General features: G+C 70.3%; 22 protein-coding genes. 12 read left to right on the forward strand and 10 right to left on the reverse strand.

Going from position 1 to position 22,741, the window contains the following annotated elements; translation table 11 throughout:
• The first annotated feature begins 133 nt into the window (after positions 1 to 133).
• Positions 134 to 1,123 carry a GTP 3',8-cyclase MoaA gene (moaA, locus tag ACSYGN_RS31950; RefSeq protein WP_460401787.1) on the forward strand — a complete coding sequence of 330 codons (990 nt, stop codon included), beginning with the start codon at positions 134 to 136 and terminating at the stop codon, positions 1,121 to 1,123.
• 216 nt (positions 1,124 to 1,339) lie between these two features.
• On the opposite strand, the gene ACSYGN_RS31955 is transcribed toward moaA, so the two are convergent.
• Both ACSYGN_RS31955 and ACSYGN_RS31960 read right to left on the reverse strand, forming a co-directional pair.
• Positions 1,340 to 1,570, reverse strand: a complete 231-nt coding sequence (locus ACSYGN_RS31955) for a hypothetical protein (RefSeq protein ID WP_460401789.1) — start codon at positions 1,568 to 1,570, stop codon at positions 1,340 to 1,342.
• Between the two features lie 216 nt (positions 1,571 to 1,786).
• Positions 1,787 to 2,218 carry a DUF3099 domain-containing protein gene (locus tag ACSYGN_RS31960; protein ID WP_460401791.1) on the reverse strand — a complete coding sequence of 144 codons (432 nt, stop codon included), beginning with the start codon at positions 2,216 to 2,218 and terminating at the stop codon, positions 1,787 to 1,789.
• A gap of 261 nt (positions 2,219 to 2,479) precedes the next feature.
• Between ACSYGN_RS31960 and ACSYGN_RS31965 the strand changes: the two genes are divergently transcribed.
• Positions 2,480 to 2,761, forward strand: coding sequence for a GlsB/YeaQ/YmgE family stress response membrane protein (locus ACSYGN_RS31965; protein WP_460401793.1), 282 nt, complete (start codon positions 2,480 to 2,482; stop codon positions 2,759 to 2,761).
• Between the two features lie 326 nt (positions 2,762 to 3,087).
• Here ACSYGN_RS31965 and tyrS read toward each other — a convergent pair whose 3' ends face one another.
• From tyrS to ACSYGN_RS31990, 5 genes are all read right to left on the reverse strand, one after another.
• A complete protein-coding gene (tyrS, locus tag ACSYGN_RS31970) occupies positions 3,088 to 4,356 on the reverse strand; it encodes a tyrosine--tRNA ligase (RefSeq protein WP_460401797.1) in 1,269 nt (422 codons plus the stop codon).
• Positions 4,357 to 4,421: 65 nt separating this feature from the next.
• A complete protein-coding gene (locus ACSYGN_RS31975; protein WP_460401799.1) occupies positions 4,422 to 5,825 on the reverse strand; it encodes a metallopeptidase TldD-related protein in 1,404 nt (467 codons plus the stop codon).
• Complete coding sequence (locus ACSYGN_RS31980) at positions 5,822 to 7,345, reverse strand: TldD/PmbA family protein (protein ID WP_460401801.1); 1,524 nt, start codon at positions 7,343 to 7,345, stop codon at positions 5,822 to 5,824. Before ACSYGN_RS31980 ends, ACSYGN_RS31975 begins: the two co-directional genes overlap by 4 nt.
• 90 nt (positions 7,346 to 7,435) lie before the next feature.
• Positions 7,436 to 7,621 carry a DUF397 domain-containing protein gene (locus ACSYGN_RS31985; RefSeq protein WP_460401803.1) on the reverse strand — a complete coding sequence of 62 codons (186 nt, stop codon included), beginning with the start codon at positions 7,619 to 7,621 and terminating at the stop codon, positions 7,436 to 7,438.
• Positions 7,618 to 8,466 (reverse strand): helix-turn-helix domain-containing protein, encoded by an 849-nt coding sequence (locus ACSYGN_RS31990; RefSeq protein WP_460401805.1) that lies wholly within the window; start codon positions 8,464 to 8,466, stop codon positions 7,618 to 7,620. Before ACSYGN_RS31990 ends, ACSYGN_RS31985 begins: the two co-directional genes overlap by 4 nt.
• A gap of 168 nt (positions 8,467 to 8,634) precedes the next feature.
• On the opposite strand from ACSYGN_RS31990, the gene ACSYGN_RS31995 reads away from it, so the two are divergent.
• From ACSYGN_RS31995 to ACSYGN_RS32025, 7 genes are all read left to right on the forward strand, one after another.
• On the forward strand, positions 8,635 to 9,081 hold the full coding sequence (locus ACSYGN_RS31995; RefSeq protein WP_460401807.1) for an ATP-binding protein: 447 nt from the start codon (positions 8,635 to 8,637) through the stop codon (positions 9,079 to 9,081).
• A gap of 169 nt (positions 9,082 to 9,250) precedes the next feature.
• Positions 9,251 to 9,955, forward strand: a complete 705-nt coding sequence (fabG, locus tag ACSYGN_RS32000; RefSeq protein WP_460401809.1) for a 3-oxoacyl-[acyl-carrier-protein] reductase — start codon at positions 9,251 to 9,253, stop codon at positions 9,953 to 9,955.
• Between the two features lie 5 nt (positions 9,956 to 9,960).
• Positions 9,961 to 10,728, forward strand: coding sequence for an enoyl-ACP reductase FabI (gene fabI, locus ACSYGN_RS32005; protein ID WP_460401811.1), 768 nt, complete (start codon positions 9,961 to 9,963; stop codon positions 10,726 to 10,728).
• 206 nt (positions 10,729 to 10,934) lie between these two features.
• The gene (locus ACSYGN_RS32010) at positions 10,935 to 11,327 is read left to right on the forward strand and encodes a hypothetical protein (RefSeq protein WP_460401813.1); all 393 of its coding nucleotides are present in this window, start codon (positions 10,935 to 10,937) and stop codon (positions 11,325 to 11,327) included.
• A 112-nt stretch (positions 11,328 to 11,439) separates the two neighbouring features.
• Entirely contained in the window at positions 11,440 to 11,556 is a 117-nt protein-coding gene (locus ACSYGN_RS32015; protein WP_460401815.1) for an SGM_5486 family transporter-associated protein, read from the forward strand.
• A 177-nt stretch (positions 11,557 to 11,733) separates the two neighbouring features.
• On the forward strand, positions 11,734 to 11,943 hold the full coding sequence (locus ACSYGN_RS32020) for a hypothetical protein (RefSeq protein WP_460401817.1): 210 nt from the start codon (positions 11,734 to 11,736) through the stop codon (positions 11,941 to 11,943).
• A gap of 151 nt (positions 11,944 to 12,094) precedes the next feature.
• Positions 12,095 to 12,613: a SixA phosphatase family protein gene (locus ACSYGN_RS32025; protein WP_460401819.1), complete on the forward strand. Its 519-nt coding sequence runs from the start codon at positions 12,095 to 12,097 to the stop codon at positions 12,611 to 12,613.
• Positions 12,614 to 12,999: 386 nt separating this feature from the next.
• On the opposite strand, the gene serB is transcribed toward ACSYGN_RS32025, so the two are convergent.
• Positions 13,000 to 14,208, reverse strand: a complete 1,209-nt coding sequence (gene serB / locus ACSYGN_RS32030; RefSeq protein WP_460401821.1) for a phosphoserine phosphatase SerB — start codon at positions 14,206 to 14,208, stop codon at positions 13,000 to 13,002.
• A 197-nt stretch (positions 14,209 to 14,405) separates the two neighbouring features.
• Positions 14,406 to 16,466 carry a streptophobe family protein gene (locus tag ACSYGN_RS32035; protein ID WP_460401823.1) on the reverse strand — a complete coding sequence of 687 codons (2,061 nt, stop codon included), beginning with the start codon at positions 16,464 to 16,466 and terminating at the stop codon, positions 14,406 to 14,408.
• A 268-nt stretch (positions 16,467 to 16,734) separates the two neighbouring features.
• On the opposite strand from ACSYGN_RS32035, the gene ACSYGN_RS32040 reads away from it, so the two are divergent.
• On the forward strand, positions 16,735 to 19,353 hold the full coding sequence (locus ACSYGN_RS32040; protein ID WP_460401825.1) for an FHA domain-containing protein: 2,619 nt from the start codon (positions 16,735 to 16,737) through the stop codon (positions 19,351 to 19,353).
• Between the two features lie 117 nt (positions 19,354 to 19,470).
• On the opposite strand, the gene ACSYGN_RS32045 is transcribed toward ACSYGN_RS32040, so the two are convergent.
• Positions 19,471 to 20,364: a transglycosylase SLT domain-containing protein gene (locus tag ACSYGN_RS32045; protein ID WP_460401827.1), complete on the reverse strand. Its 894-nt coding sequence runs from the start codon at positions 20,362 to 20,364 to the stop codon at positions 19,471 to 19,473.
• 493 nt (positions 20,365 to 20,857) lie between these two features.
• On the opposite strand from ACSYGN_RS32045, the gene ACSYGN_RS32050 reads away from it, so the two are divergent.
• On the forward strand, positions 20,858 to 22,021 hold the full coding sequence (locus tag ACSYGN_RS32050; RefSeq protein ID WP_460401829.1) for a GAF domain-containing sensor histidine kinase: 1,164 nt from the start codon (positions 20,858 to 20,860) through the stop codon (positions 22,019 to 22,021).
• Positions 22,014 to 22,655, forward strand: a complete 642-nt coding sequence (locus tag ACSYGN_RS32055; RefSeq protein ID WP_460401831.1) for a response regulator — start codon at positions 22,014 to 22,016, stop codon at positions 22,653 to 22,655. The genes ACSYGN_RS32050 and ACSYGN_RS32055 overlap by 8 nt, the downstream gene beginning before the upstream one ends.
• Positions 22,656 to 22,741 lie beyond the last annotated feature (86 nt).

Genomic DNA, 22,741 nt, shown 5'->3' on the forward strand with positions numbered 1-22,741 from the left:
TGGGACCCGGGGCGTGGGCGTTGTCAGCGGTGTCACGTAGGCTCACAGGTGACGGAAAATACGAACCGCGGCTGTACATATCCGTTGCCGCGGCACGTATGGGTGCCAGGAAGCTGCCAGGAAGGAGGGCCACGTGCTCATCGACACCTACGGCCGAGTGGCCACCGACCTGAGGGTCTCGCTCACCGACCGCTGCAATCTGCGGTGCACGTACTGCATGCCCGAGGAGGGTATGCAGTGGCTCGCCAAGACCGATCTCCTCACGGACGACGAGATCGTCCGCCTGATCGGCATAGCGGTCACCACTCTGGGCATCCGTGACGTCCGCTTCACCGGCGGCGAGCCGCTGCTGCGCCCCGGACTGCCCGGCATCGTGGAGCGCGTCGCGGCGCTGGAGCCGCGCCCCAAGATGTCCCTCACGACGAACGGCATCGGCCTCAAGCGCACGGCCAACGCCCTGAAGAAGGCGGGCCTGGACCGGGTCAACGTCTCGCTGGACACCCTGCGCCCGGACGTCTTCAAGGCGCTCACCCGCCGCGACCGCCACCAGGACGTCCTGGACGGCCTCGCCGCGGCCCGCGAGGCGGACCTGGCCCCGGTCAAGGTCAACGCGGTGCTCATGCCCGGGCTGAACGACGACGAGGCCCCCGACCTGCTGGCCTGGGCCGTCGAGCACGACTACGAGATGCGTTTCATCGAGCAGATGCCGCTCGACCCGCAGCACGGCTGGAAGCGCGAGGGCATGGTCACGGCCGAGCACATCCTCACCTCCCTGCGCACCCGCTTCGAGCTGACCCCCGAGGGCGAGGAGAAGCGCGGCTCGGCCCCGGCGGAGCGCTGGCTGGTGGACGGCGGCCCGTATCGCGTCGGTGTGATCGCCTCCGTCACCCGCCCGTTCTGCGCGGCCTGCGACCGCACCCGGCTGACGGCCGACGGTCAGATACGCACCTGCCTGTTCGCCACCGAGGAGACCGACCTGCGCGGCGCCCTGCGCTCGGGCGCGCCCGACGAGGAGATCGCCCGCATCTGGCGGCTGGCGATGTGGGGCAAGAAGGCCGGTTCCGGCCTGGACACCCCGTCGTTCCACCAGCCGGACCGCGGGATGTCGGCGATCGGGGGCTGAGCACTCCGCTGGAAGTGCCGCGATGTGCCGCGAGGTGCCGTTTGTCGTCTGCGGCATCGTCGTGGCTGGTCGTTCCCCCAAGCTCTCAACTTCGTTCGAGCAGGGAGGTACCCCCATCGCGGCGGAGCCGCAGATCGGTACAGCCCCGCGCCCCTTCAGGGCGCTGCCGAACCGGAGCGGACTTCGCCCGGCCTGCTTAGGCCCGCCAAGTACGGCCTACGGTTCCTCCGCCGCCCGCCAGTCCGCCAGCGGGACGACGTCCTTCAGGAAGCCGCGCATCCCCAGGAACGAGGACAGATGCTCGCGGTGCTCCTCGCAGGCGAGCCAGGTCTTGCGCCGCTCCGGTGTGTGGATCTTCGGGTTGTTCCACGCGAGCACCCACACGGCGTCGGTGCGGCAGCCCTTGGCGGAGCAGATGGGGGTCTCGTCAGTTGCTGGGGAAGGCACAGGTTCGTCTCGCAGAAAGGCCCGTAAACAGGGCGACGCCGAGCAGCCACGGGGGGAGCTGCCCGGCGTCGGTCCGTCGCTCCGACGGGGGATGCGGAGCGCGTACGCAGTATGTCATGGGTCACCCCGCGCCCGGCACCGGAACTGCATGATTGATGGCAGCTTTTCTCGCCCTCGGTGCCGCACCGGAGCCCGGCCGTGGCGCATCGGACAAGGTCACGGCCGGTCGGGCCGTTCAGCGCGCGTCTCCTTCGGGTGAGCGCCCGCACGGTCTTCCGGGCGGGATTCCGCGTATGCGTCCGCGTACCCCTCCCCGTATCCCCCGGAGCGCCGCTCCTCGTCCCGCGACGAGGCGATCATCGGCCGCACGGGAGTGGTGACGAAGGTCGACGGAAGCGACGGCGGCCGCTCGCGCCCCGCGTTGGCGACCACGACGGCGATATAGGGCAGCACCGCGCCGAGCACCAGCGCGACGATGGCGACGGGCCGTTCGACGTTCCACAGAGTCACCGCGAGGATCACCGAGAGCGTGCGGATCGACATCGAGATGACGTACCGCCGTTGCCGGCCGCGTACGTCCTCCGCGAGTCCCGTCCGGGCGCCGGTGATCCGGAACACCTGGACGCTGCCGCCTTGTTGCTTCCGCATCTGATTCCACCATCCGCCCGCATCGGACTCGCCCCGGCCCGTACCCGCTCCGTCCCCGGCGGGGGCGCCGGTCCCGGACGTTTCCACGGTACGCCGGGCCTCCGCCGCCTTCGAGACCGGGGGCGACCGCCGCCTGGGTGACCACGCTGCGCTGTGCGCCGTAGGGGTGGTAGCCCGGTCGGCCGTAGCCGGGATGCGCTGTACGGGCCCCCGGCCGAGACTCGATGTGATGCTCGCGTCGGACTGGACGAGGAGGCGGCCATGGGCTGGTTGTGGGCGATCATCGTGGGCTTTGTGCTGGGCCTGATCGCCAAGGCGATCATCCCGGGCAAACAGCACAGCCCCCTCTGGCTGACCACCATCTTCGGCATGCTCGGCGCGACCGTCGGCAACGCCCTCGCCCGCGCCTTCGGCGTGGAGGCGACCCGGGGCATCGACTGGACCCGGCATCTGTTCCAGTTGATCGCCGCGATCGTGATCGTGGCCATCGGCGACATGCTGTACATGGCCCTGTGGGGCAGCAGAAAGCAGCAGCCCGCCTGAGACGCCCGAGACACCCGGGACACCTGAGATGCGCAGACCCCGGGACGGCGCTGTGCGGGCGCCGGAACGGACGCGGAGGAGGGCGGCTCCCCGGTCAGGGGGAGCCGCCCTCCTCCGTACTGCGTACTCCGTAGGACATAAGCGGTCGGGCGAAGTCCGCTGCGGTTCGGCAGCGCCCTGAAGGGGCGCGGGGCTGTGCCGACATGCGGCTCCGCCGCGATGGGGGTACCTCCCTGCTCGAACGAAGTTGAGAGCTTGGGGGAGCGACCAGCCACGACGGTGCCGCAGACGACAGACGACACAGCGCGGCACTTCCAGCGGAGCGCTCAGGCCCCGGTGACCTCGACCGCCGCCAGGTTCTTCTTGCCGCGGCGCAGCACCAGCCAGCGGCCGTGCAGCAGGTCCTCCTTGGTGGGCACCGCGTCCTCGGTGGTCACCTTGGCGTTGTTCACGTAGGCACCGCCCTCCTTGACCGTGCGCCGCGCGGCCGACTTGCTGGCGACCAGGCCGACCTCGGCGAACAGGTCGACCACCAGGCCGGGCTCGGCGACCTTCACGTGCGGCAGCTCGGACAGGGCCGCCGCCAGCGTCCGCTCGTCGAGCTCACCCAGCTCGCCCTGGCCGAACAGCGCCCGGGACGCGGCGATCACGGCGGCCGTCTGGTCGGCGCCGTGCACCAGCGTCGTCAGTTCCTCGGCGAGGGCGCGCTGCGCGGCACGGGCCTGGGGCCGCTCCTCGGTCTGCCGCTCCAGCTCCTCCAGCTCCTCGCGGGAGCGGAAGGAGAGGATGCGCATGTAGCGGGAGATGTCCCGGTCGTCCACGTTCAGCCAGAACTGGTAGAACGCGTACGGCGTCGTCATCTCGGGGTCGAGCCAGACGGCGCCGCCCTCGGTCTTGCCGAACTTGGTGCCGTCCGCCTTGGTCATCAGCGGTGTCGCCAGCGCGTGCACCTCGGCGTGCGGCTCCAGCTTGTGGATCAGGTCCAGACCCGCCGTGAGGTTGCCCCACTGGTCGCTGCCGCCCTGCTGGAGCGTGCAGCCGTAGCGGCGGAAGAGCTGGAGGAAGTCCATGCCCTGGAGGATCTGGTAGCTGAACTCGGTGTAGCTGATGCCCTGGTCGGACTCCAGACGGCGGGACACGGAGTCCTTGGTCAGCATCTTGTTGACGCGGAAGTGCTTGCCGATGTCCCGCAGGAACTCGATGGCCGACAGGCCCTCGGTCCAGTCGAGGTTGTTGACCATGACGGCCGCGTTGTCGCCCTCGAAGGACAGGAACGGCTCGATCTGGGCGCGCAGCCTGCCGACCCACGCGGCGACCGTCTCGGGGTCGTTGAGAGTGCGCTCCGCCGTGGGACGCGGGTCGCCGATCAGACCCGTGGCCCCGCCGACCAGCGCCAGCGGCCGGTGACCGGCCTGCTGGAGCCGGCGCACGGTGAGCACCTGCACCAGATGCCCCACGTGCAGCGACGGCGCCGTCGGGTCGAAACCGCAATACAGCGTGACGGGACCGTCCGCGAGCGCCTTGCGCAAAGCGTCCTCGTCGGTGGACAGGGCGAACAGCCCCCGCCACTTCAGCTCGTCGACGATGTCCGTCACGGTTCTCGTATCTCCTAGATCGGTCTCGTGTCCGGCACGGGAGCGGCCCGTACCCCGCTACGAGGTTATACGCCCTGGCTGACAGAGCTCATATTGAAATCCGGCACCCGCAGCGCGGGCATGGCGGCCCTGGTGAACCAGTCGCTCCATTCCCTCGGCAGCGTCTTCTCCGTGCGCCCGGCCTCGGCGGCCCGCCCCAGCAGGTCCACCGGCGACTCGTTGAACCGGAAGTTGTTGACCTCGCCGGTCACCTCGCCGTTCTCGACGAGGTAGACGCCGTCCCGGGTCAGCCCGGTGAGCAGCAGAGTCGCCGGGTCCACCTCGCGGATGTACCAGAGGCAGGTCAGCAGCAGTCCGCGCTCGGTGTCGCGCACCATGTCGTCCAGCGAACGCTCGCTGCCGCCGTCCAGGATGAGATTCCCGGTGCCGGGGGCCACCGGCAGCCCGGTGAGGGCGGCGGTGTGCCGGGTGGTGGTGAGGTGCGTGAGCGCACCGCCCGAGATCCACTCGGTGGACTGGACCGGCAGCCCGTTGTCGAACACGGACTGGTCGCCGCCGGAGGAGTGCGCCACGACGAACGGAGCGCTCTCCAGACCGGGTTCGTGCGGGTCGCTGCGCAGGGACAGCGGCAGCTCGGTGAGGCGCTCGCCGACGCGGGTGCCGCCGCCGGGCTTGGAGAACACCGTCCGCCCCTCGACCGCGTCCCGGCCGGACGCCGACCAGAGCTGGTAGATCAGCAGATCGGCCACGGCGGTCGGCGGCAGCAGCGTCTCGTACCGTCCCGCGGGCAGCGCGACACGCCGCTCGGCCCATCCCAGCCGTACGGCGAGTTCGGCGTCGAGCGCGGCGGGGTCGACGTCCTTGAAGTCCCGGGTCGACCGCCCGGCCCACGCCGAGCGCGTACGGTCCGGAGACTTGGCGTTCAGCTCCAGCGTCCCGTTGGGCTGGTCATGCCGAAGCCGTAGCCCGGTGGAGGTACCCACATAGGTGGACACCAGCTCATGGTTGGCGAAGCCGTACAGCTCACGGCCGCCCGCACGCGCGCGGGCGAACGACTCCCCGAGCGCGGGGGCGAAGTCGGCGAACACCGCGGACGAGGTCTCGGCGGGCGCGTCCGTGAAGTCCGGGGACTGCGGTACGCCCGTCACCAGCGGCTGGGCGTCCTCGGCGGGCCCGGCACCGCGCGCGGCGGCCTCGGCGGCCCGCACGAGCGGCTCCAGCTCGTCGGCGGTCACCGCGGCCCGGGTCACCACACCCGAGGCGGTGCCCTCCTTGCCGTCGACGGTGGCGATGACGGTGAGCGAGCGCCCGCGCGTGACTCCGTTGGTGGTCAGCGCGTTGCCCGCCCAGCGCAGATTGGCGGTCGAGTACTCGTCGGCGATGACGACACAGCCGTCCGCCCGGGACAGCTCCAGGGCGCGCTCGACGATCTCGTGCGGCGCCGTCGCCTTGCTGGTGGGGGCGCTCATCGACCGGCCTCCTGCGTGGTGTTGAGGATGTTGACGCCCTTGAACAGAGCGGAGGGGCACCCGTGCGACACGGCGGCGACCTGCCCCGGCTGAGCCTTGCCGCAGTTGAACGCGCCGCCCAAGACATACGTCTGAGGCCCGCCGACGGCGGCCATGGACCCCCAGAAGTCGGTGGTGGTCGCCTGATAGGCGACGTCCCTCAACTGCCCGGTGAGCCGCCCGTTCTCGATCCGGTAGAACCGCTGCCCGGTGAACTGGAAGTTGTAGCGCTGCATGTCGATGGACCACGACCGGTCCCCGACCACATAGATCCCGCGGTCGACACCCCCGATGAGGTCCTCCGTCGACAGCCCCGCCGGATCCGGCTGCAGCGACACATTCGCCATGCGCTGTACGGGGACATGGCCGGGGGAGTCGGCGTAGGCGCAGCCGTTGGAGCGGCCGAGGCCGGTGAGTTTCGCGATCCTGCGGTCCAGTTGGTAGCCGACCAGGGTGCCGTCCTTGACCAGGTCCCAGGACTGCGCCTCGACGCCCTCGTCGTCGTAGCCGACGGTGGCCAGGCCGTGTTCGGCGGTGCGGTCGCCGGTGACGTTCATCGGCTCGGAGCCGTACCTCAGCTTGCCGAGTTGGTCGAACGTGGCGAAGGACGTACCGGCGTAGGCGGCCTCGTAGCCGAGGGCGCGGTCGAGTTCGGTGGCGTGGCCGATGGACTCGTGGATGGTCAGCCACAGGTTCGACGGGTCGACGACGAGGTCGTACAGCCCCGCCCGGACGCTCGGCGCGCGCATCTTCTCGGCCAGCAGCTCCGGGATCTGCTCCAGCTCCGTCTCCCAGTCCCAGCCGGTGCCCGTCAGATACTCCCAGCCCCGCCCGACCGGCGGCGCGAGGGTGCGCATGGAGTCGAACTCACCGCTGGACTCGTCGACGGACACCGCCGTGAGCTGCGGATGCAGGCGGACGCGCTGCTGTGTGGTGACGGTGCCGGCGGTATCGGCGTAGAACTTGTTCTCGTGCACGGTGAGCAGCGAGGCGTCGACGTGATCGACTCCGGCGGCGCCCAGCAACTGCGCGCTCCACTCACCCAGCAGCGCGGACTTCTCCGAGTCGGGCACGGTGAAGGGATCGATCTCGTACGACGACACCCACGCCTTCTCGGCGTGCACCGGCTCGTCGGCCAGCTCCACGCGCTCGTCCGACCCGGCGGCGGCGATCACCTGCGCCGACAGCTTGGCCATGGCCACGGCCTGCGAGGCCACCTTGGCGGCGGCGTCCAGCGTCAGATCCACGCCGGACGCGAACCCCCAGGTCCCGCCGTGCACGACGCGCACCGCGTACCCGAGGTCGGTGGTGTCGGACGACCCGGCGGGCTTGCCGTCCCGCAGCCGCAACGAGGCGCTGCGCACCCGCTCGAACCGGAAATCGGCGTGCTCTGCACCGAGCGCCCGCGCGCGTGCGAGCGCGGCGTCGGCCAGCGGGCGCAGCGGGAGTGCCAGGAACGACTGATCGATGTCATGGGGCACGGGCGGGGTTTCCCTTCACTGCGACGACGCGGTGCTGCATAGAAGCATGTCGCAAGCGAACCGCATACGGGAAAACACCGCCCGCCGGGATCAGCTGCCGTCGGCCGCGAACCCCGTGAACGCCGCCCAGGCCTCCGGCGTGAGGGTGAGCGGGTGGATGCGCTTGTCCTTGGAGTCGCGGATGTGGACGGCTTCCGGGCGTATGGCGACCTCTACGCAGTTGCCGCCGCCGCTGCCGCTGTAGCTGCTCTTGAACCAGGTCAGTTCAGTGCTCATAGCGCTCTCTGCATCTCCCTCAGCAGATCCACGGTGGCCATGTGACTCAGGGCCTGCGATCGCATTTTCCCATAGCGCTGGAGCATGGAACTCACCACTTTGGGATCGGTGACCAGGGTGCTGCTGTCATGCCCTTCGACGTAGCCGACCCACTGGTGGTCGTCGCGCTCTGCGAGGTACATCTGACCGTCGACGCCGGAGTGATCCTCTTGGCGGAGGGGCATCACGAGAATCTCGACGTTCCGTCGGCTGCCATGCTCCAGGAGGCTGTTGACGACCTCTCCAGCTACAGCCGCACCTCCGAGCTGACGTTCAAGAACGGCCTGCTCGATGAGGAAGGAGAACGACGTGTTCGAGCGTTCGCTCATCAGCCGCTGTCGTTCCAGACGGGCACTCACCTGCCGTTCGAACTGTTCGTCCGACAAAGGAGGGATCTGCCGGTCGAAGATCGCGCGAATGTAGCCCTCGGGCTGGAGGAGACCCGGAACGGCACGGCATTCGTATGCGTAGAGCGAGATTGCCTCCTCCTCGATGCCTGCCCATGGCAGGAACCACGAAGCCAGCCCCGTCCGCCGAGTCAAGGTCCTCCTCGCCGCGCCGAGGACCTTGAACGCAAGCGGTCCCAACGGCTCCTCCGCCCGCTGCGGCAGGTCGCTCGGCGGGAACCTCTTGCCTTGCTCGATCTTGGCGACGTACGCGGCTGAATACCGCACGCGTGGCGCGAATTCCTCCTGTGTGAGGCCGGATGCCTCCCGGAGTGCCTTGAGTACCGCCCCGAAAGTCTGGAGACTCTCCGAGAGTTGAGGGTCGCAGTTGGTGTTGCCGGTGTCTTGGTCCGCTGTCATCGCCGCAGGCCTCCCGTCATCACGGTGTCGTCAATTCGGGTTAACCGGCGCAACCCGTTCGGCGTCACGGGCCGTTGCCCACCCAGTCCGGAGGACGTACTGGTACAAGCGCCGTTGTATCGGTGTCGTTCCTGTTGGCGGGGCCAAAGACGCCGGAACGCTTGGCACATGCCAGCATCACGTGCCGAAGAGGCCGTCACCGTAAGTGTGTTCGTGCAACGTTTCTCCGCGACCCGGCGCGGAGCGCGACTCGCCCGCAGGCTGGCCGCGCACCGGCTCGACGCCTGGGGGATGCCGTACGGGAGCCCGGCCTCCGATGCCGTCAGCCTGGTCGTGGCCGAGCTGGGTGCGAACGCCGTCCTGCACGGGAGGGTCCCGGGCCGTGACTTCGAGCTGCGGCTGTCCTACGACCGTGCCGCCGGGGTCGTACGGGTGGAGGTGTCCGACACCCACCCCGGACAGCCGGAGCTGCGGCGACCGGGGTCGGACCCCGCGGGTGCGGACGGCGGGCGGGGGCTGCTCCTGGTGGCGGCCGTGGCCGCGCGCTGGGGCGTCACCGGGCGGACGGGGCCGGGTAAGACCGTGTGGGCGGAGTGCGTGACCGAGGCCGGCTGATCTCTTGGTTTACGGGACGCGACTGTAGAAACCCCACAGTGAGTCCCGCGAGCCACTGTCGGTGCCCGAATGCCCGTTCTCGCGATGCGACCGATAGATTTTTGGAGAAGCCGCCTGTCTTCAGCTCTTCGGGCGGGTGTGCAGAGACCGCTATGGAAAGGGTGATCCGTTGAGCCGCTCGGTTCTCGTCACCGGAGGAAACCGGGGCATCGGCCTCGCCATCGCCCGTGCGTTCGCCGACGCCGGTGACAAAGTCGCGATCACATACCGTTCCGGTGAGCCGCCGGCCGGTTTCTTCGCCGTCAGGTGCGACATCACCGATCCCGAGCAGGTGGACCAGGCCTACAGGGAGGTCGAGGCCCAGCAGGGTGCTGTCGAGGTCCTGGTGGCCAACGCCGGTGTCACGAAGGACCAGCTCCTGATGCGGATGTCCGAGGAGGACTTCACCTCGGTCATCGACACGAACCTCACCGGCACCTTCCGTGTGGTCAAGCGCGCCAACCGTGGCATGCTGCGCGCCAAGAAGGGCCGGGTCGTCCTCATCTCCTCGGTGGTCGGGCTGCTCGGTTCGGCGGGGCAGGCGAACTACGCCGCCTCCAAGGCGGCCCTGGTGGGCTTCGCCCGGTCCCTCGCCCGTGAGCTGGGCTCGCGCAACATCACGTTCAACGTCGTCGCCCCCGGCTTCGTCGACACCGACATGACCAAGGCGCTCAGCGACGAGCAGCGCTCCAACATCGTGTCCCAGGTGCCGCTCGGTCGTTACGCGCAGCCGGAGGAGATTGCCGCAGCGGTGCGGTTCCTCGCGTCGGACGACGCCTCATACATCACTGGAGCCGTCATTCCCGTTGACGGCGGACTGGGAATGGGTCACTGAACACCATGAGCGGAATCCTCGAAGGCAAGCGCGTCCTGGTCACCGGTGTGCTGATGGAGTCGTCCATCGCTTTCCACGTCGCCAAGCTGGCCCAGGAACAGGGTGCCGAGGTCGTCCTGACCGCGTTCCCGCGCCCGTCGCTGACGGAGCGGATCGCCCGCAAGCTCCCCAAGCCTGCCAAGGTCATCGAGCTCGACGTCACCAACGCCGAGCACCTCAGCCGGCTCGCCGACCTCGTCGGTGAGGAGCTCGGCGGTCTCGACGGCGTCGTGCACTCCATCGGCTTCGCCCCTCAGGACGCCCTCGGCGGCAACTTCCTCAACACGCCGTTCGAGTCGGTCTCCACCGCCATGCACGTCTCGGCCTTCTCCCTGAAGTCGCTGACCATGGCCTGCCTGCCCCTGATGCAGAACGGCGGCTCGGTCGTGGGCCTCACCTTCGACGCCACCATCGCCTGGCCGCAGTACGACTGGATGGGCCCCACCAAGGCCGCCCTGGAGGCCACCAGCCGCTACGTCGCCCGGGAACTGGGCAAGCAGAACGTCCGCTGCAACCTGGTCTCCGCCGGTCCGATCGGCTCCATGGCAGCCAAGTCCATCCCGGGCTTCGGCGAGCTGGCCTCCGTCTGGGACACCCGCTCCCCGCTGGAGTGGAAGCTCGACGACCCCGACCCGGCGGCCCGCGGTGTGGTCGCGCTGCTCAGCGACTGGTTCCCGAAGACCACGGGCGAGATCGTCCACGTGGACGGCGGTCTGCACGCCGTCGGCGCCTGATCACGCCGTACCGCCGAGGCTCCTGAGCGAGCCGGGTGCGTTCGAGGGCCCGTGTCCCCTGTGGGGGCGCGGGCCCTCACCCGTCCGGCCCTGTCGGCCGAGCGGAACGGGGCCGTGACCAGGCATTCTGAAGACCGCACCCAGCGCGTGTCCACCAGATGCGCCCACCCCGCAGTTCCTCCCCAGCACCGCCGAGGAGGTCCCCTGTGCGCCTGTTCCGAAGTCTCGCCTCAGCGACTGTCGCCGTTGTCGTCGTCATGGCCCTGCCGTACGAAGCTGCCCCCCACGCGCGCGTGGCGGTCGCCGGGAGCATCGGGAGGGCCGGGAAGGCCGGCAAGCCTGTCCCGGATCTGTTCGGCGCCGAGTGCCGGACCGTCGTCCGCGGCTCCCATGTCGTCGCCGAGTGCCACAACCCCTACGTCGACACCGACCGCGTCAGCCTGCACGTCGAGTGCGACCGCTGGTGGGACCTGGACACCGACAGCGTCCCCGTGGACGCCTGGCCCGCCCTGACCGTACGGCTCACCGGCCGCTGCTGGAAGGAGGTCCGCTCGGCCTGGGTCAGCCACGAGCGGGTGCCGGACCGGACTGTGGGGTGACCGGGGTGACCGGGTTGGCCGAGTTGGCCGGGGCGATCGGGTTGGCCGGGCCTGTGACTGGGTTCGCGCCCCGGCGGAGGGGGCGTGGCGGTGGGGTGCGAGACTGGGCGGTATGCCAGTGCTCGATCCGCATCCCAAGGACGGCCAGAAGAAGATGCTGATCATCTTCGGCTCGTTCCTCGCCATCTTCGTGATCATCGCCATCGTCGCGACCATCGCGGCGCCGTGAGGCCCGTGTCCGGCCGCTCTCAGGGTGGGGGGTGGGGTTAACCCCCTATCCCCTAGGGGGTGAGGGTCAGGGTCAAGTAGGTGGGTCACCGGATGGGGCGGGGGCCGCGGGAGCCGTAATTTCGAGGTGTGGCCGCGAGGCGCGGACCACGGACCGCTCGGACCGACGGAGGCAGCCATGTCCGCCCGCACCCAGACCCGGCACCACCCGGCGACCACGGGCGGCGTCGACATCCGGTTGCCGTGGTGGGCGCTCGCCCTGCCCACCCTCGCCTTCATCACCCTGCTCCTGCTGATACTCAACCCGGCGGACGCCCACGCCGCGGTCGGCGACCCCACCGTCAGCCACCTCCTCGAGCGCGCTCAGCAGCTGATCACCCACGGTTGATCGTTCGCCGCTGATCGTCCGCAGCTGATCGGCCACCGGAGGCCAGGACGGGCCGTCGGGCCCGGGACGTGCGGTCATGTGGCCGGTTCCTGTCGAAGCCGCATGTCAACTACCTGCGCCCCGTGGCCTGTTTCATGCGAAGCTGGATTCCATGAGCGTCGCAGAACCCCGCAGGATTGTTCTCTTCCGGCATGCGAAAGCCGACTGGCCAGAGATGACCGACCATGAGCGCCCTCTCGCAGAGCGGGGCCGTATGGACGCCGCCGTCGCCGGACGCAAGCTGGCCGACAGTGGCATCCCCTTCGATCTGGCCCTCTGCTCCACCGCGACCCGGACCCGCGAGACCTGGAAGCTGGCGGTCCACGAACTCCCGCACCGGCCTAAAACCATCTATGAGGAGCGGCTCTACGAGGCCTCGCCCGGTGAGCTGATCGCCGTGCTCAACGAGCTTCCGGACGATGTGCAGAACGTGATCATGATCGGGCACAACCCGGGGATTCACGGCTTGGCCGACATCACCTCTGGTGCTTCTGAGGGTGATGCGCTCGAACGGATGAACCGGCGTGGGTTCCCTGCGGCGGCCTTTGCGGTGCTGTCGGTCGACGGGTCCTGGAAAAGTGTGGAGCCGGGGGCGGGGACGTTGGTCGATTACTGGGCGCCTTCGGACTGACGTCCAGTTGTGCAGGTGAGTGGGCCCGGCGCCGGGTTTTTCGGCTTGCGCCGGGCCTTTCCGCTCTGGGGAGCGGGCTCGGTTGCTTGTCAGCGGACGGCAAAGCAGGCAGGCCTTGGTGTTCGGCGGGCCGGGGTGGGGGTGGGTGCCGGAGTTGCGCAGCCCGGCGTGGGCGGGGTGCCGCCGCGCCCACCCGTGCCGCCCCAGCGGCACGACTGCCCGCGGCTGGGGCTGGGGCTGGGCAAGCCAGTCAGCCGACGCCGGCAGCAACCCCCTAGGGGCGCGGGGCTGTATCGATATGCGGCTCCGCCGCGTGGGCGCGACCAGCCACAACGCACCCGGGGCGGAGGAGGTCGCGCAACCCGGCGCTCACGGGTCGCAGACCGTCAGTCGTCGTCGTTGGCGTCGGCCGCCTCTACCTCTTCTCGGGTGATGCCCAGGAGGTAGAGGACTGTGTCCAGGAAGGGGACGTTTACGGCGGTGTGGGCTGCTTCTCGGACCACCGGCTTGGCGTTGAAGGCTACGCCGAGCCCGGCCGCGTTGAGCATGTCCAGGTCGTTGGCGCCGTCGCCGATGGCCACGGTCTGTGACAGGGGGACGCCCGCCTCGGCGGCGAAGCGGCGCAGCAGGCGGGCCTTGCCCGCGCGGTCCACGATCTCGCCGGTGACCTTGCCGGTCAGCCTTCCGTCGACGATCTCCAGCGTGTTCGCCTGGGCGAAGTCCAGCCCCAGCCGCTCCTTGAGGTCATCGGTGACCTGGGTGAACCCGCCCGAGACCACACCGACTTGGAAACCGAGCCGCTTCAGCGTACGGATCAGCGTGCGGGCGCCCGGGGTCAGCCGGACCTCCTCGCGCACCTTCTCCACCACCGAGGCGTCCAGCCCCGCCAGCAGGGCCACGCGCGCGTGCAGCGACTGCTCGAAGTCCAGCTCACCGCGCATTGCCGCCGCCGTCACCTCGGCGACCTTGTCCTCGCAGCCCGCGTGCGCCGCGAACAGTTCGATGACCTCGTCCTGGATCAGCGTGGAGTCCACGTCCATGACGACCAGCCGCTGCGCCCTGCGGTGCAGCCCGGCCGCGACGACCGCGATGTCCACCCCGAGCGCACCGGCCTCCGTCGCCAGCGCGGTGCGCAGCGGCTCGGTCTCCACGCCCGACACCGCGAACTCCACAGCCGTCACGGGGTACTTGGCGAGCCGGAAGATACGGTCGATGTTGCCGCCGGCCTTGGTGATCCGCGCGGCGATCGCGGCCGTCTGCTCCGCGGTGAGCGGGTTGCCGAGCACCGTCACCAGCGAACGGCCGAGACCGCGGGGACGGTTGTCGCCCGTGCCGGAGATGATTTCCGCCTGCATCTTCACCGACTCGGCCCAGCTGTGCACGGTGGCCCGCAGATCGCCCTCCAGCCCGGCCGGAGGCGGGGTCACGAGCGCGCACAGCACCATACGGCCGCGTGTGACGACCTGCTCGATGTCGATGACGTCGACGTAGTAGGCGGCCAGGGTGTCGAAGAGTCCGGCCGTGATGCCCGGTTTGTCCTTGCCGAAAATCTTGACAAGGATCGTAGGGAAATCGGAGGTCTGCGAAGCGCTCATGGTGTTCTCACTGTATGCGGCACGGAGTGCCTTTCGCGCCTCTGGTCCGTCTGGCGGACAGGGAACAGTGGGTTAAACGCAGGTGGCGGCCCCTTGACAGCACGACGACGACGCTACACCCCCGTGACACCACATGCTTCTCCGGTCGGCCACCCGGCCGACCCACCCGAACAGCGACCCGAACGCCACCTCCGAGGTCATTGCCGCCCTTTCGGCCTTCGGGGCGGTGTGGTCGGCGGTGGTGGGGGCGGGGGAGGAGGGGGAGGGGGAGGTGGCGGGCCGTCGTCCGGGCCGCGCGGTGATCGCGACCGGTCGTTCGGCGGGCGGCGTCGCGGGCGGGGCGGTTCCGGGAACGGGCCGATCATCGTGGGGGCCCCGTTGACGTCGGCGGGGGGTGCCTGGTTCTCGGGCCCGGGGGTGTCCTTGGCGGGCGGTTGCCGTCGTACGCCGTCCGGCGGCAGGCGGAGGTACGGGTTGGTGTCCGGGTTCGGCGGGCGGTACGGGGTGCCCGGCGTGTAGGGTCCGCTTTCGTCCTGGCGGCGCGGCTCACCGCCGTAGGTCGGACGGGACGGACGGGACGGAGGGCCGGAGGGTCCCGTCGGCGCCGACGGTGCCTGGTGTCCCGTACAGGGCGAGTGCGGCGGGGGCTGTGGAAGGTCCTCGCCCGCCTCCCGCACATACCCCGCACCCCCGGCGTGACCTCGCGCCCCTCCCACGTCACCCAGTGCCAGCGGAGCAGCCCGGCGCCCCGCCGCCCCCGTCGCCCACGCCAGCAGCGCACCGGCCGCCCCCGCACCCGCGCCCCACACGGCGCCGAGCAGCAGCGCCATGCCCGGCTGACCGTGCAGCTCGATGCCCGCGCCGAACGCGTCGAAGCCCAGTACCGACAGCGAGGCGGTCACCGAGACGTTCGTGAGCCAGGCGAGCAGCGGCAGCGCGAGGGCCGTCACCACCCCCAGCCGCAACGCGCACCGCCCCGCGAACCTGAGCGCCCCCGGGCTCCGTACACCCGCAGCACCTGCCCCCGAGTCGGCACCCGCCCTCGAACCGCCACCCGCCCTCGAACCGCCATCCGCCCTCGAACCGGCGCCCGCCCCCGCAGTCGTACCGCCCCCCGCCCCCACCGGCGTCCGTACCGCCGTCAGCACCCCCGCCAGCAGCATCATCGCCGCCGCCGCGACCCCCAGCAGCCACACCCGGCTGTCCAGGTCGGCCAGGCGCCCCAGTGTCACGGGCTGGTCGGAGTGCACGCTCAGGAGCTTGTCCAGCGGGTCGGGGAGGAACTTGGTGAGGACGCCCGTCGCCTTGCCGTCCCAGGGCACGAACAGGCCGACCGGGATGCCGAGCCAGGTCCCGTTCGGTGCCCCGAGCAGCGCAGCACCGGTGATGCGCTTCGGGTGGGCGTCGCCGATCGCCGCGTACGCCGCCGCCGCGAGACCCGCCGCCGCGGCGAGCAGCAGCACCGCGACCAGCGCCGACACCGCCGGACGTACCACCCGGTGCACAGCATCCCAGCCCGCGGGCAGCGGGGTGCGGCGGGAGGCCAGCAGAGCGATGAGCAGGATGCCCAGCGACCAGCCGATGCCGCCGAGCAGTGTCGGTGCCGTCTCGACGGTGAAACCGACCGCCGCCTTCGCGTCGACGAGCTTGCCGATGTTGTCGGGGAGCAGCCCCCCGATGTTCCCGACGTCGCCCAGACCGGGGATCTTCAGCCCGCCCGACCCCGAACCGGAGCCGCCGGGCAGCTTGTCGAGGCCCAGCTTCGCCCCGTCGATGGTGATGACGTCGTGCCCGGCCCAGGCGAGCCCGCCCAGCATCGCCGTGAACAGCACCACCACCGTGCCGACACGCGCCAGGAGTTCGGCGGGCGCGACCACAACCCCCGCCGCGCGCAGGGAACGCAGGAAGAACCAGGACATCAGCAGCGCGCCCACCAGGCTCACCCCGAGTGGCGTGATCTCGATGGCGGTGTGCGCCTCCGCGCCCGTCAGACCGAACGCCGAGACGTCACCGGAGGGTTTGACCGAACCACCCGCCCCGAGCGCCACCACAGCAGCGGTCATCGGGCCGAGCGAACCCGCTGAATCGGCCTCCAGCAGATGCAGACCGAGCGCGGCCACGCCCGCCATGCCTATCAGCGCCCAACTGACCGAGACGACCGAGGCCAGCAGGATCTCCGTCCACGGCAGCCCCGCGCCGCCGCCGTGGCCGGCCGTACGCCGCGCGGCCCTGGCACCCCTGGCCGAGCCTGAGTTCATGGCAGACCCCCCGATCCGCGGTGCGGCCGACGCGACGGCCGCAGTTGTCCCCCTCGCGGGGGATTACCACTCTCCGGGCCGGTTTCAACCCCGTCAACGGAAACGGCCGAAGCACTCGGTCCCGCGCATCACAGACCCCGCGCGGGGCCCGGCGCAAGGGCAGGGTTTCGGTCAGGGGCCGGAGCCTGGAATAGTTCCCCACGATGTTCGACATCCCTACACTCCCTGTGACGGGGGTAAATCGGGGGACAACTCAGTGGGGCATGGAGTGCCGGAACTCGTACTGGAATCAAACGGACGGACCTGGACGCTCGATCCGTCCAGGCCATACACCCTGGGACGTGATCCGCAGGGGGACATAGTCTTCGAGGACGCCAGGGTGTCCTGGCGGCATGCCACGGTCAGTTTCGACGGCCGCGGTTGGGTGATCGAGGACCACGGGAGCACGAACGGCACGTACGTGCAGGGCCGGCGGATCCAGCGCACGGAGCTCGCTCCGGGCACCGCGGTGCACCTCGGCAACGGCACGGACGGACCGCGCGTCGGCTTCTCCGGCACCGCGGCCCCGGTGGCCACTCCGCAGGCGCAGCCGCAACAGCAGCCGCAGGCACAGCCGTTCGCGGCACAGGGCGCGGCCCCCGGCTGGCAGCAGGCTCCCCAGCAGGCCGCCCCGCAGCCGCAGGCCCAGCAGGCCCAGGGTCCGCAACCCCAGGTCCAGCAGCCGCAGGCCGGCTGGCCGCCGCCGCAGCAGTCGGCGCCGCCGATCCCGCAGCAGCAGGGACCCGTCGCGGGCGGACCCGCTGCGGGCGGGCCCGTCAGCAAGGTGCCCGGCGGCGCCGCGGGGGCGCCGCCGGTCTACGGCGACCGCAGCCCGACCACCTTCCACCAGTTCTCGCTCGGCCGCGTCATGCGCATCGGCCGCGCGCTGGAGAACGAGCTGGTCGTCTCCGACCTCCAGGTCTCGCGCCACCACGCCGAGTTCCACTCGACGCCCGACGGCCGCTTCGAGATCCGCGACCTGGGCTCGCACAACGGCACCTATGTCAACGGCCAGCACATCCCCAAGGGCGGCTCGATACAGCTCGGCCCGACCGACATCGTGGGCGTCGGCCACTCGACGTTCCGGATCATCGGCGACCGGCTGGAGGAGTTCGTCGACACCGGTGAGGTGTCCTTCTCCGGCCGCCATCTGACGGTCACCGTCGACGGCGGCAAGCAGATCCTCAAGGACGTCTCCTTCGGCGTCCCGGAGAAGTCGCTGATCGCGGTCATCGGCCCGTCCGGCTCCGGCAAGTCCACGCTGCTGAAGGCGCTCACCGGCTACCGGCCCGCCGACCAGGGCGAAGTCCTCTACGACAACCGGAACCTGTACAAGCAGTTCGCCGAACTGCGCCAGCGCATCGGACTGGTCCCGCAGGACGACATCCTGCACAAGGAACTGACGGTCAAGAAGGCCCTCAAGTACGCGGCGAAGCTGCGCTTCCCGGCCGACACTACGGCCGACGAGCGCGAGGCCCGCATCGACGAGGTGCTGCGCGAACTGAAGCTGGACATCCACAAGGAGAAGAAGGTCACCTCCCTCTCCGGCGGCCAGCGCAAGCGTGTCTCGGTGGCCCTGGAACTGCTCACCAAGCCGTCCCTGATCTTCCTGGACGAGCCCACCTCGGGCCTCGACCCGGGCATGGACCGCGATGTCATGCAGCTGCTGCGCGGCCTCGCCGACGACGGCCGCACGGTCCTCGTCGTCACCCACTCGGTGGCCGAACTGGCGACCTGCGACAAGCTCCTGGTGATGGCGCCCGGCGGCAGCGTCGCCTACTTCGGCCCGCCCGAGGAGGCACTCAACTTCTTCGGCTACGACACCTGGGCCGATGTCTTCTCCGCCTTCGAGAACTACCGCGACTACGACTGGGCGGGCCGCTGGAAGGGCTCGCAGCACTACCAGATGTACGCCGCGGACATCGACGCCGTCGCCCCGCAGTCTGTGACCATGCCCCCGCCGCAGGCCATCAAGCCGCCCAAGCCGCAGGGCTGGGGCTCACAGCTGTGGACCCTGATCCGGCGCTATGTGTCGGTGATCGCGTCCGACAAGGGCTTCCTGGCGCTCTCGGTTCTCCTGCCGGCCGTGCTCGGCGCGGTGAGTCTGCTCATCGACCCTGACAAGACGCTGCTGCCCAACGGGGTGAGCGCGCAGACCGGCAAGATCGTCCCCAACGGCACGGCCACCACCGTGCTGCTGATCCTCGCCGTCGGCGCCTGTTTCGCCGGAGCCGCCAACTCCGTCCGCGAGCTGATCAAAGAACGTGTCATCTACGAACGGGAGCGCGCCACCGGGCTGTCCCGCTCCGCCTACCTGATGTCCAAGGTGATCGTGCTCGGCGCGGTCACCATGCTTCAGGGTGCGCTGATCGGCGTGATCGGCTTCGCCTCGCGTGAACTCCCGGCGAAGGGGCTGGTCCTCGGCGGCGCGGTCCTCGTCGAACTGTCGCTGCCGATCATGATGCTGGGCTTCGCGTCCATGATGTTCGGCCTTGTCATCTCCGCACTGGTGAAGACGGCGGAGAAGACCATGCCGCTGCTGGTGATGTTCGCTGTCGCCCAACTCCCCTTCACCGGCTGTCTGCTCATCCTGAACGGCGCGATCGGGGTCAACCAGGTGTCGTACCTGTTCCCGTCGCGCTGGGCCGTCGCCGCGGCCGGGGCCACGCTCGACTTCAACAAGATCTTCCCCGACCAGGACAACCCGTCGAACACGGACCCGCTGTGGCAGCACACCGTCGGTGCCTGGGGCCTGGACATGGCCGCGCTGCTCGCCCTCGCCGTGGTCTGCGGCTTCTTCGTGGCCCGCTTCCTGCGGCGCCATGAGCCGGAGGTCATGCGCAAGTAACGGCGCCTGTACCCCTGCCCGTACAGACCGAAGGGCGGCACCCGTCAGGAGGGTGCCGCCCTTCGGCGTTCAAGGGGCCCGCTGGGGGCCGTGGAGCCCGTGTATGTGGGGCGGGGCTCAGTACGCGCTGTTGACGTTGTCGATCGAGCCGTAGCGGTCGGCCGCGTAGTTGGCGGCGGCGGTGATGTTGGCGACCGGGTCGTAGATGTTCCAGGACGTGCCCGAGACGTGGTACGCCTTGAAGGTCGGCGGGATGACCTGCAACAGGCCCTTGGACGGGATGCCGTTGACGGCGTTGATGTCCCAGTTGTTGATCGCGTTCGGGTTGCCGGAGGACTCCCGCATGATGTTGCGGTGCAGGCCGCTGTAGCTGCCCGGGATGCCCTTGGCGTGCATGATCGACAGGGCGTGCCTGATCCAGCCGTTGAGGTTGTTGCCGTACCGCGCGGAGGCGGTCCGCCTCAGCGGGGCGCGCTTCGCGGACCGGCTCGCTGCCTTCTTCGCCCGGTGCGCCGCGGCGGCCCGGTGGGCGACCGCGGCGCGATGGGCGGCGGCCCTCTTCGCGGCCCGGCTGCGCTGGGCCGCGGTGTCGTGGGCGGCGGCGTCGCGGTGGGCGGCAGCCTTGCGGTGGGCGGTGGCCTTGCGATGAGCGGCCTTGCGGTTCGCGGTGGCCTTGCGGTGAGCGGCCTTGCGATCTGCGGCTGCCTTCTCGGCGGCCGCCTTCTTCGCCACGCGGTCGGCGGCGGCCTGCCTGCGCGCCGCGATGTCCTGGTTCTTCACACTGGCGCCTGCGAGCTGGTCGGTGACCTGGGCCCGTACGTCCTTGACGGGCTCGCTGCGGTACGTCACGGACGGCTGGGCGGGGGCGTCGGCCACAGTCGTCTCGGCGCTGCTGGGGATGGCCGAGAAGGCCAGAGCGGCGGTGCCGAGGGCGGCGACACCAGCGATCGCGATCTTGTGGTGACGGGTCAGCGCACGGCGGTGAAGGCGAAAGCGGGTGTACTCGGGCATGACGAAGTGACCTCTTCGGATAGCGGGGAGGTCGCTCGGCGTCATGCGGGAGGACACGGGGTCCACTCGCGTAGCTGTGTCGCGGGGAGACCGCGGCGCTGAGCGACGAGAGCCATTCTTAGCGGCCGCTAAACATGCGGGCAAAGGTGTGACGTACGATCCCGGGTAGTGGATCGCGTATCGACAAAACAGGGCAAGCTAGACCATCTGTCCCGTTCATCTGTGGCCCGTCTATCTCCTATGTCCCTTCGTACGTGATGTGCGTCCCGTGCGCCGACTCACAGAGGCTACGCAGATGTCTCACAGGGAGTTGCCGGAGCAACGCCGTGAGTGAGCGGGAACGCCGCCTATGGCGGACGGCGACTGGTTCCGATGGCGGAAGGGAGCGCCCTGAAGGGGCGCGGGGAACTGCGCGACCAGCCACGACGGCGCCGCAGGCGACAGACGACACATCGCGGCACTTCCAGCGGAACACCGCGTCTACTGTGAAGGCATGAGTCAAGGCCCCCGGTCCGGCCTGGCCGCGGTGAGCGCCGCGCTGCTGGCCATGAGCAGGCACCTGGAGGTGCGCGACGTGCTCAAGACGATCGTGGCCTCGGCCCGTGAACTGCTCGACGCGCAATACGCCGCCCTCGGCGTCCCCGACGACCACGGCGGCTTCGCCCAGTTCGTCGTCGACGGCGTCAGCGACGCGGAGTGGAAGGCCATCGGCCCGCTCCCGCGCCAGCACGGCATCCTCGCCGCGATGCTGAAGGACGCCCGACCCGAACGCCTCGCCAACATCCGCGAGGACCCCCGCTTCGAGGGCTGGCCCGACGCCCACCCCGAGATGTCCGACTTCCTCGGCCTGCCCATCCGCGACGGCGACGAGGTCATCGGGGCGCTGTTCCTCGCGAACAAACGGCGACCCGAGGGCACCGGGTGCCCGGCGCCCCGGGACGGCTGTGGCTTCACCGAGGAGGACGAGGAACTCCTCGCCCTCCTCGCCCAGCACGCCGCGATCGCCCTCACCAACGCCGGCCTCTACGAACGCAGCCGCGAACTCACCATCGCCGAGGAGCGTTCCCGTCTCGCCCACGAGCTGCACGACGCGGTCAGCCAGAAGCTGTTCTCCCTGCGCCTGACCGCCCAGGCGGCCGCCGCCCTCGTCGACCGCGACCCGGCGCGCGCCAAGGACGAGCTCCACCAGGTCGCCGCCCTCGCCGCCGAGGCCGCCGACGAACTGCGCGCCGCCGTCGTCGAGCTGCGTCCCGCCGCCCTCGACGAGGACGGCCTCGTCGCCACCCTGCGCACCCAGGTCCAGGTGCTCGACCGCGCCCACACCGCGCGCGTGAGGTTCGCCGCGAGCGGCTTCCGCGCGCTGCCCGCCGCGCAGGAGGAGGCCGTGCTGCGTGTCGCCCAGGAGGCGCTGCACAACGCCCTGCGGCACTCCGGCGCGGCGCACGTCGATGTCACTGTGGACCGCCGCGGCAACGGCGCCGTACTGCGCGTCACGGACGACGGCAGCGGCTTCGACCCCCAGGCGATCCGCACCGCCGGACGCCACCTCGGGCTGGTCTCCATGCGGGACCGGGCGAGCGGGGCCGGCGGCACGCTGACCGTGACATCGGCGCCCGGCAAGGGCACCACGATCGAACTGGAGGTACCCGGTGGCTGACGCGATCAGGGTGCTGCTCGTCGACGACCACCAGGTCGTACGCCGGGGACTGCGCACCTTCCTGGAGGTGCAGGACGACATCGAGGTCGTCGGCGAGGCCGCCGACGGCGCCGAAGGGGTCGAACGCGCCGGAGAACTGCGGCCCGACGTCATCCTCATGGACATCAGAATGCCGGGCACCGACGGCATCGAGGCGCTGCGCAGACTCCGCGAACTCGACCACCCCGCGCGCGTGCTGGTCGTCACCAGCTTCACCGAGCAGCGCACGGTGGTCCCGGCGCTGCGGGCGGGCGCCGCCGGGTACGTCTACAAGGACGTGGACCCCGACGCGCTCGCGGCCGCCATCCGCTCCGTGCACGCCGGGCACGTGCTGCTCCAGCCGGAGGTCGCCGGTGCGCTGCTGTCCCAGGACGAGGGCGGGCCGGGGCAGGGCAGGGCCGGGTCGCTCACGGAACGGGAGCGCGAGGTGCTCGGGCTGATAGCGGACGGCCGCTCCAACCGCGAGATCGCCCGCACGCTGGTGCTCTCCGAGAAGACCGTCAAGACGCATGTCTCGAACATCCTGATGAAACTCGACCTCGCCGACCGCACCCAGGCCGCGCTGTGGGCGGTACGGCACGGGGCCGCCGACTGAGAGCCCCGAACAAAATGGGCCCCCGGCTCGCGACGCCTGGCACGCACGCTCGCCGCGTTACCGAAAGGCCCTAGGTCCTGTCTGGA

This window comes from Streptomyces sp. YIM S03343 (genome assembly GCF_054729195.1).

Coding starts and splice junctions, on each gene's coding strand:
- ACSYGN_RS32035 (WP_460401823.1), bottom strand. CDS start 16,466: ATGAACTCAGGCTCGGCCAGGGGTGCCAGGGCCGCGCGGCGTACGGCC.
- ACSYGN_RS32045 (WP_460401827.1), bottom strand. CDS start 20,364: ATGCCCGAGTACACCCGCTTTCGCCTTCACCGCCGTGCGCTGACCCGT.
- ACSYGN_RS31990 (WP_460401805.1), bottom strand. CDS start 8,466: ATGACAGCGGACCAAGACACCGGCAACACCAACTGCGACCCTCAACTC.
- ACSYGN_RS31975 (WP_460401799.1), bottom strand. CDS start 5,825: ATGAGCGCCCCCACCAGCAAGGCGACGGCGCCGCACGAGATCGTCGAG.
- serB (WP_460401821.1), bottom strand. CDS start 14,208: ATGAGCGCTTCGCAGACCTCCGATTTCCCTACGATCCTTGTCAAGATT.
- fabI (WP_460401811.1), top strand. CDS start 9,961: ATGAGCGGAATCCTCGAAGGCAAGCGCGTCCTGGTCACCGGTGTGCTG.
- ACSYGN_RS31985 (WP_460401803.1), bottom strand. CDS start 7,621: ATGAGCACTGAACTGACCTGGTTCAAGAGCAGCTACAGCGGCAGCGGC.
- ACSYGN_RS32025 (WP_460401819.1), top strand. CDS start 12,095: ATGAGCGTCGCAGAACCCCGCAGGATTGTTCTCTTCCGGCATGCGAAA.
- ACSYGN_RS31995 (WP_460401807.1), top strand. CDS start 8,635: ATGCCAGCATCACGTGCCGAAGAGGCCGTCACCGTAAGTGTGTTCGTG.
- ACSYGN_RS31960 (WP_460401791.1), bottom strand. CDS start 2,218: ATGCGGAAGCAACAAGGCGGCAGCGTCCAGGTGTTCCGGATCACCGGC.
- ACSYGN_RS32020 (WP_460401817.1), top strand. CDS start 11,734: ATGTCCGCCCGCACCCAGACCCGGCACCACCCGGCGACCACGGGCGGC.
- ACSYGN_RS32050 (WP_460401829.1), top strand. CDS start 20,858: ATGAGTCAAGGCCCCCGGTCCGGCCTGGCCGCGGTGAGCGCCGCGCTG.
- ACSYGN_RS32015 (WP_460401815.1), top strand. CDS start 11,440: ATGCCAGTGCTCGATCCGCATCCCAAGGACGGCCAGAAGAAGATGCTG.
- ACSYGN_RS31965 (WP_460401793.1), top strand. CDS start 2,480: ATGGGCTGGTTGTGGGCGATCATCGTGGGCTTTGTGCTGGGCCTGATC.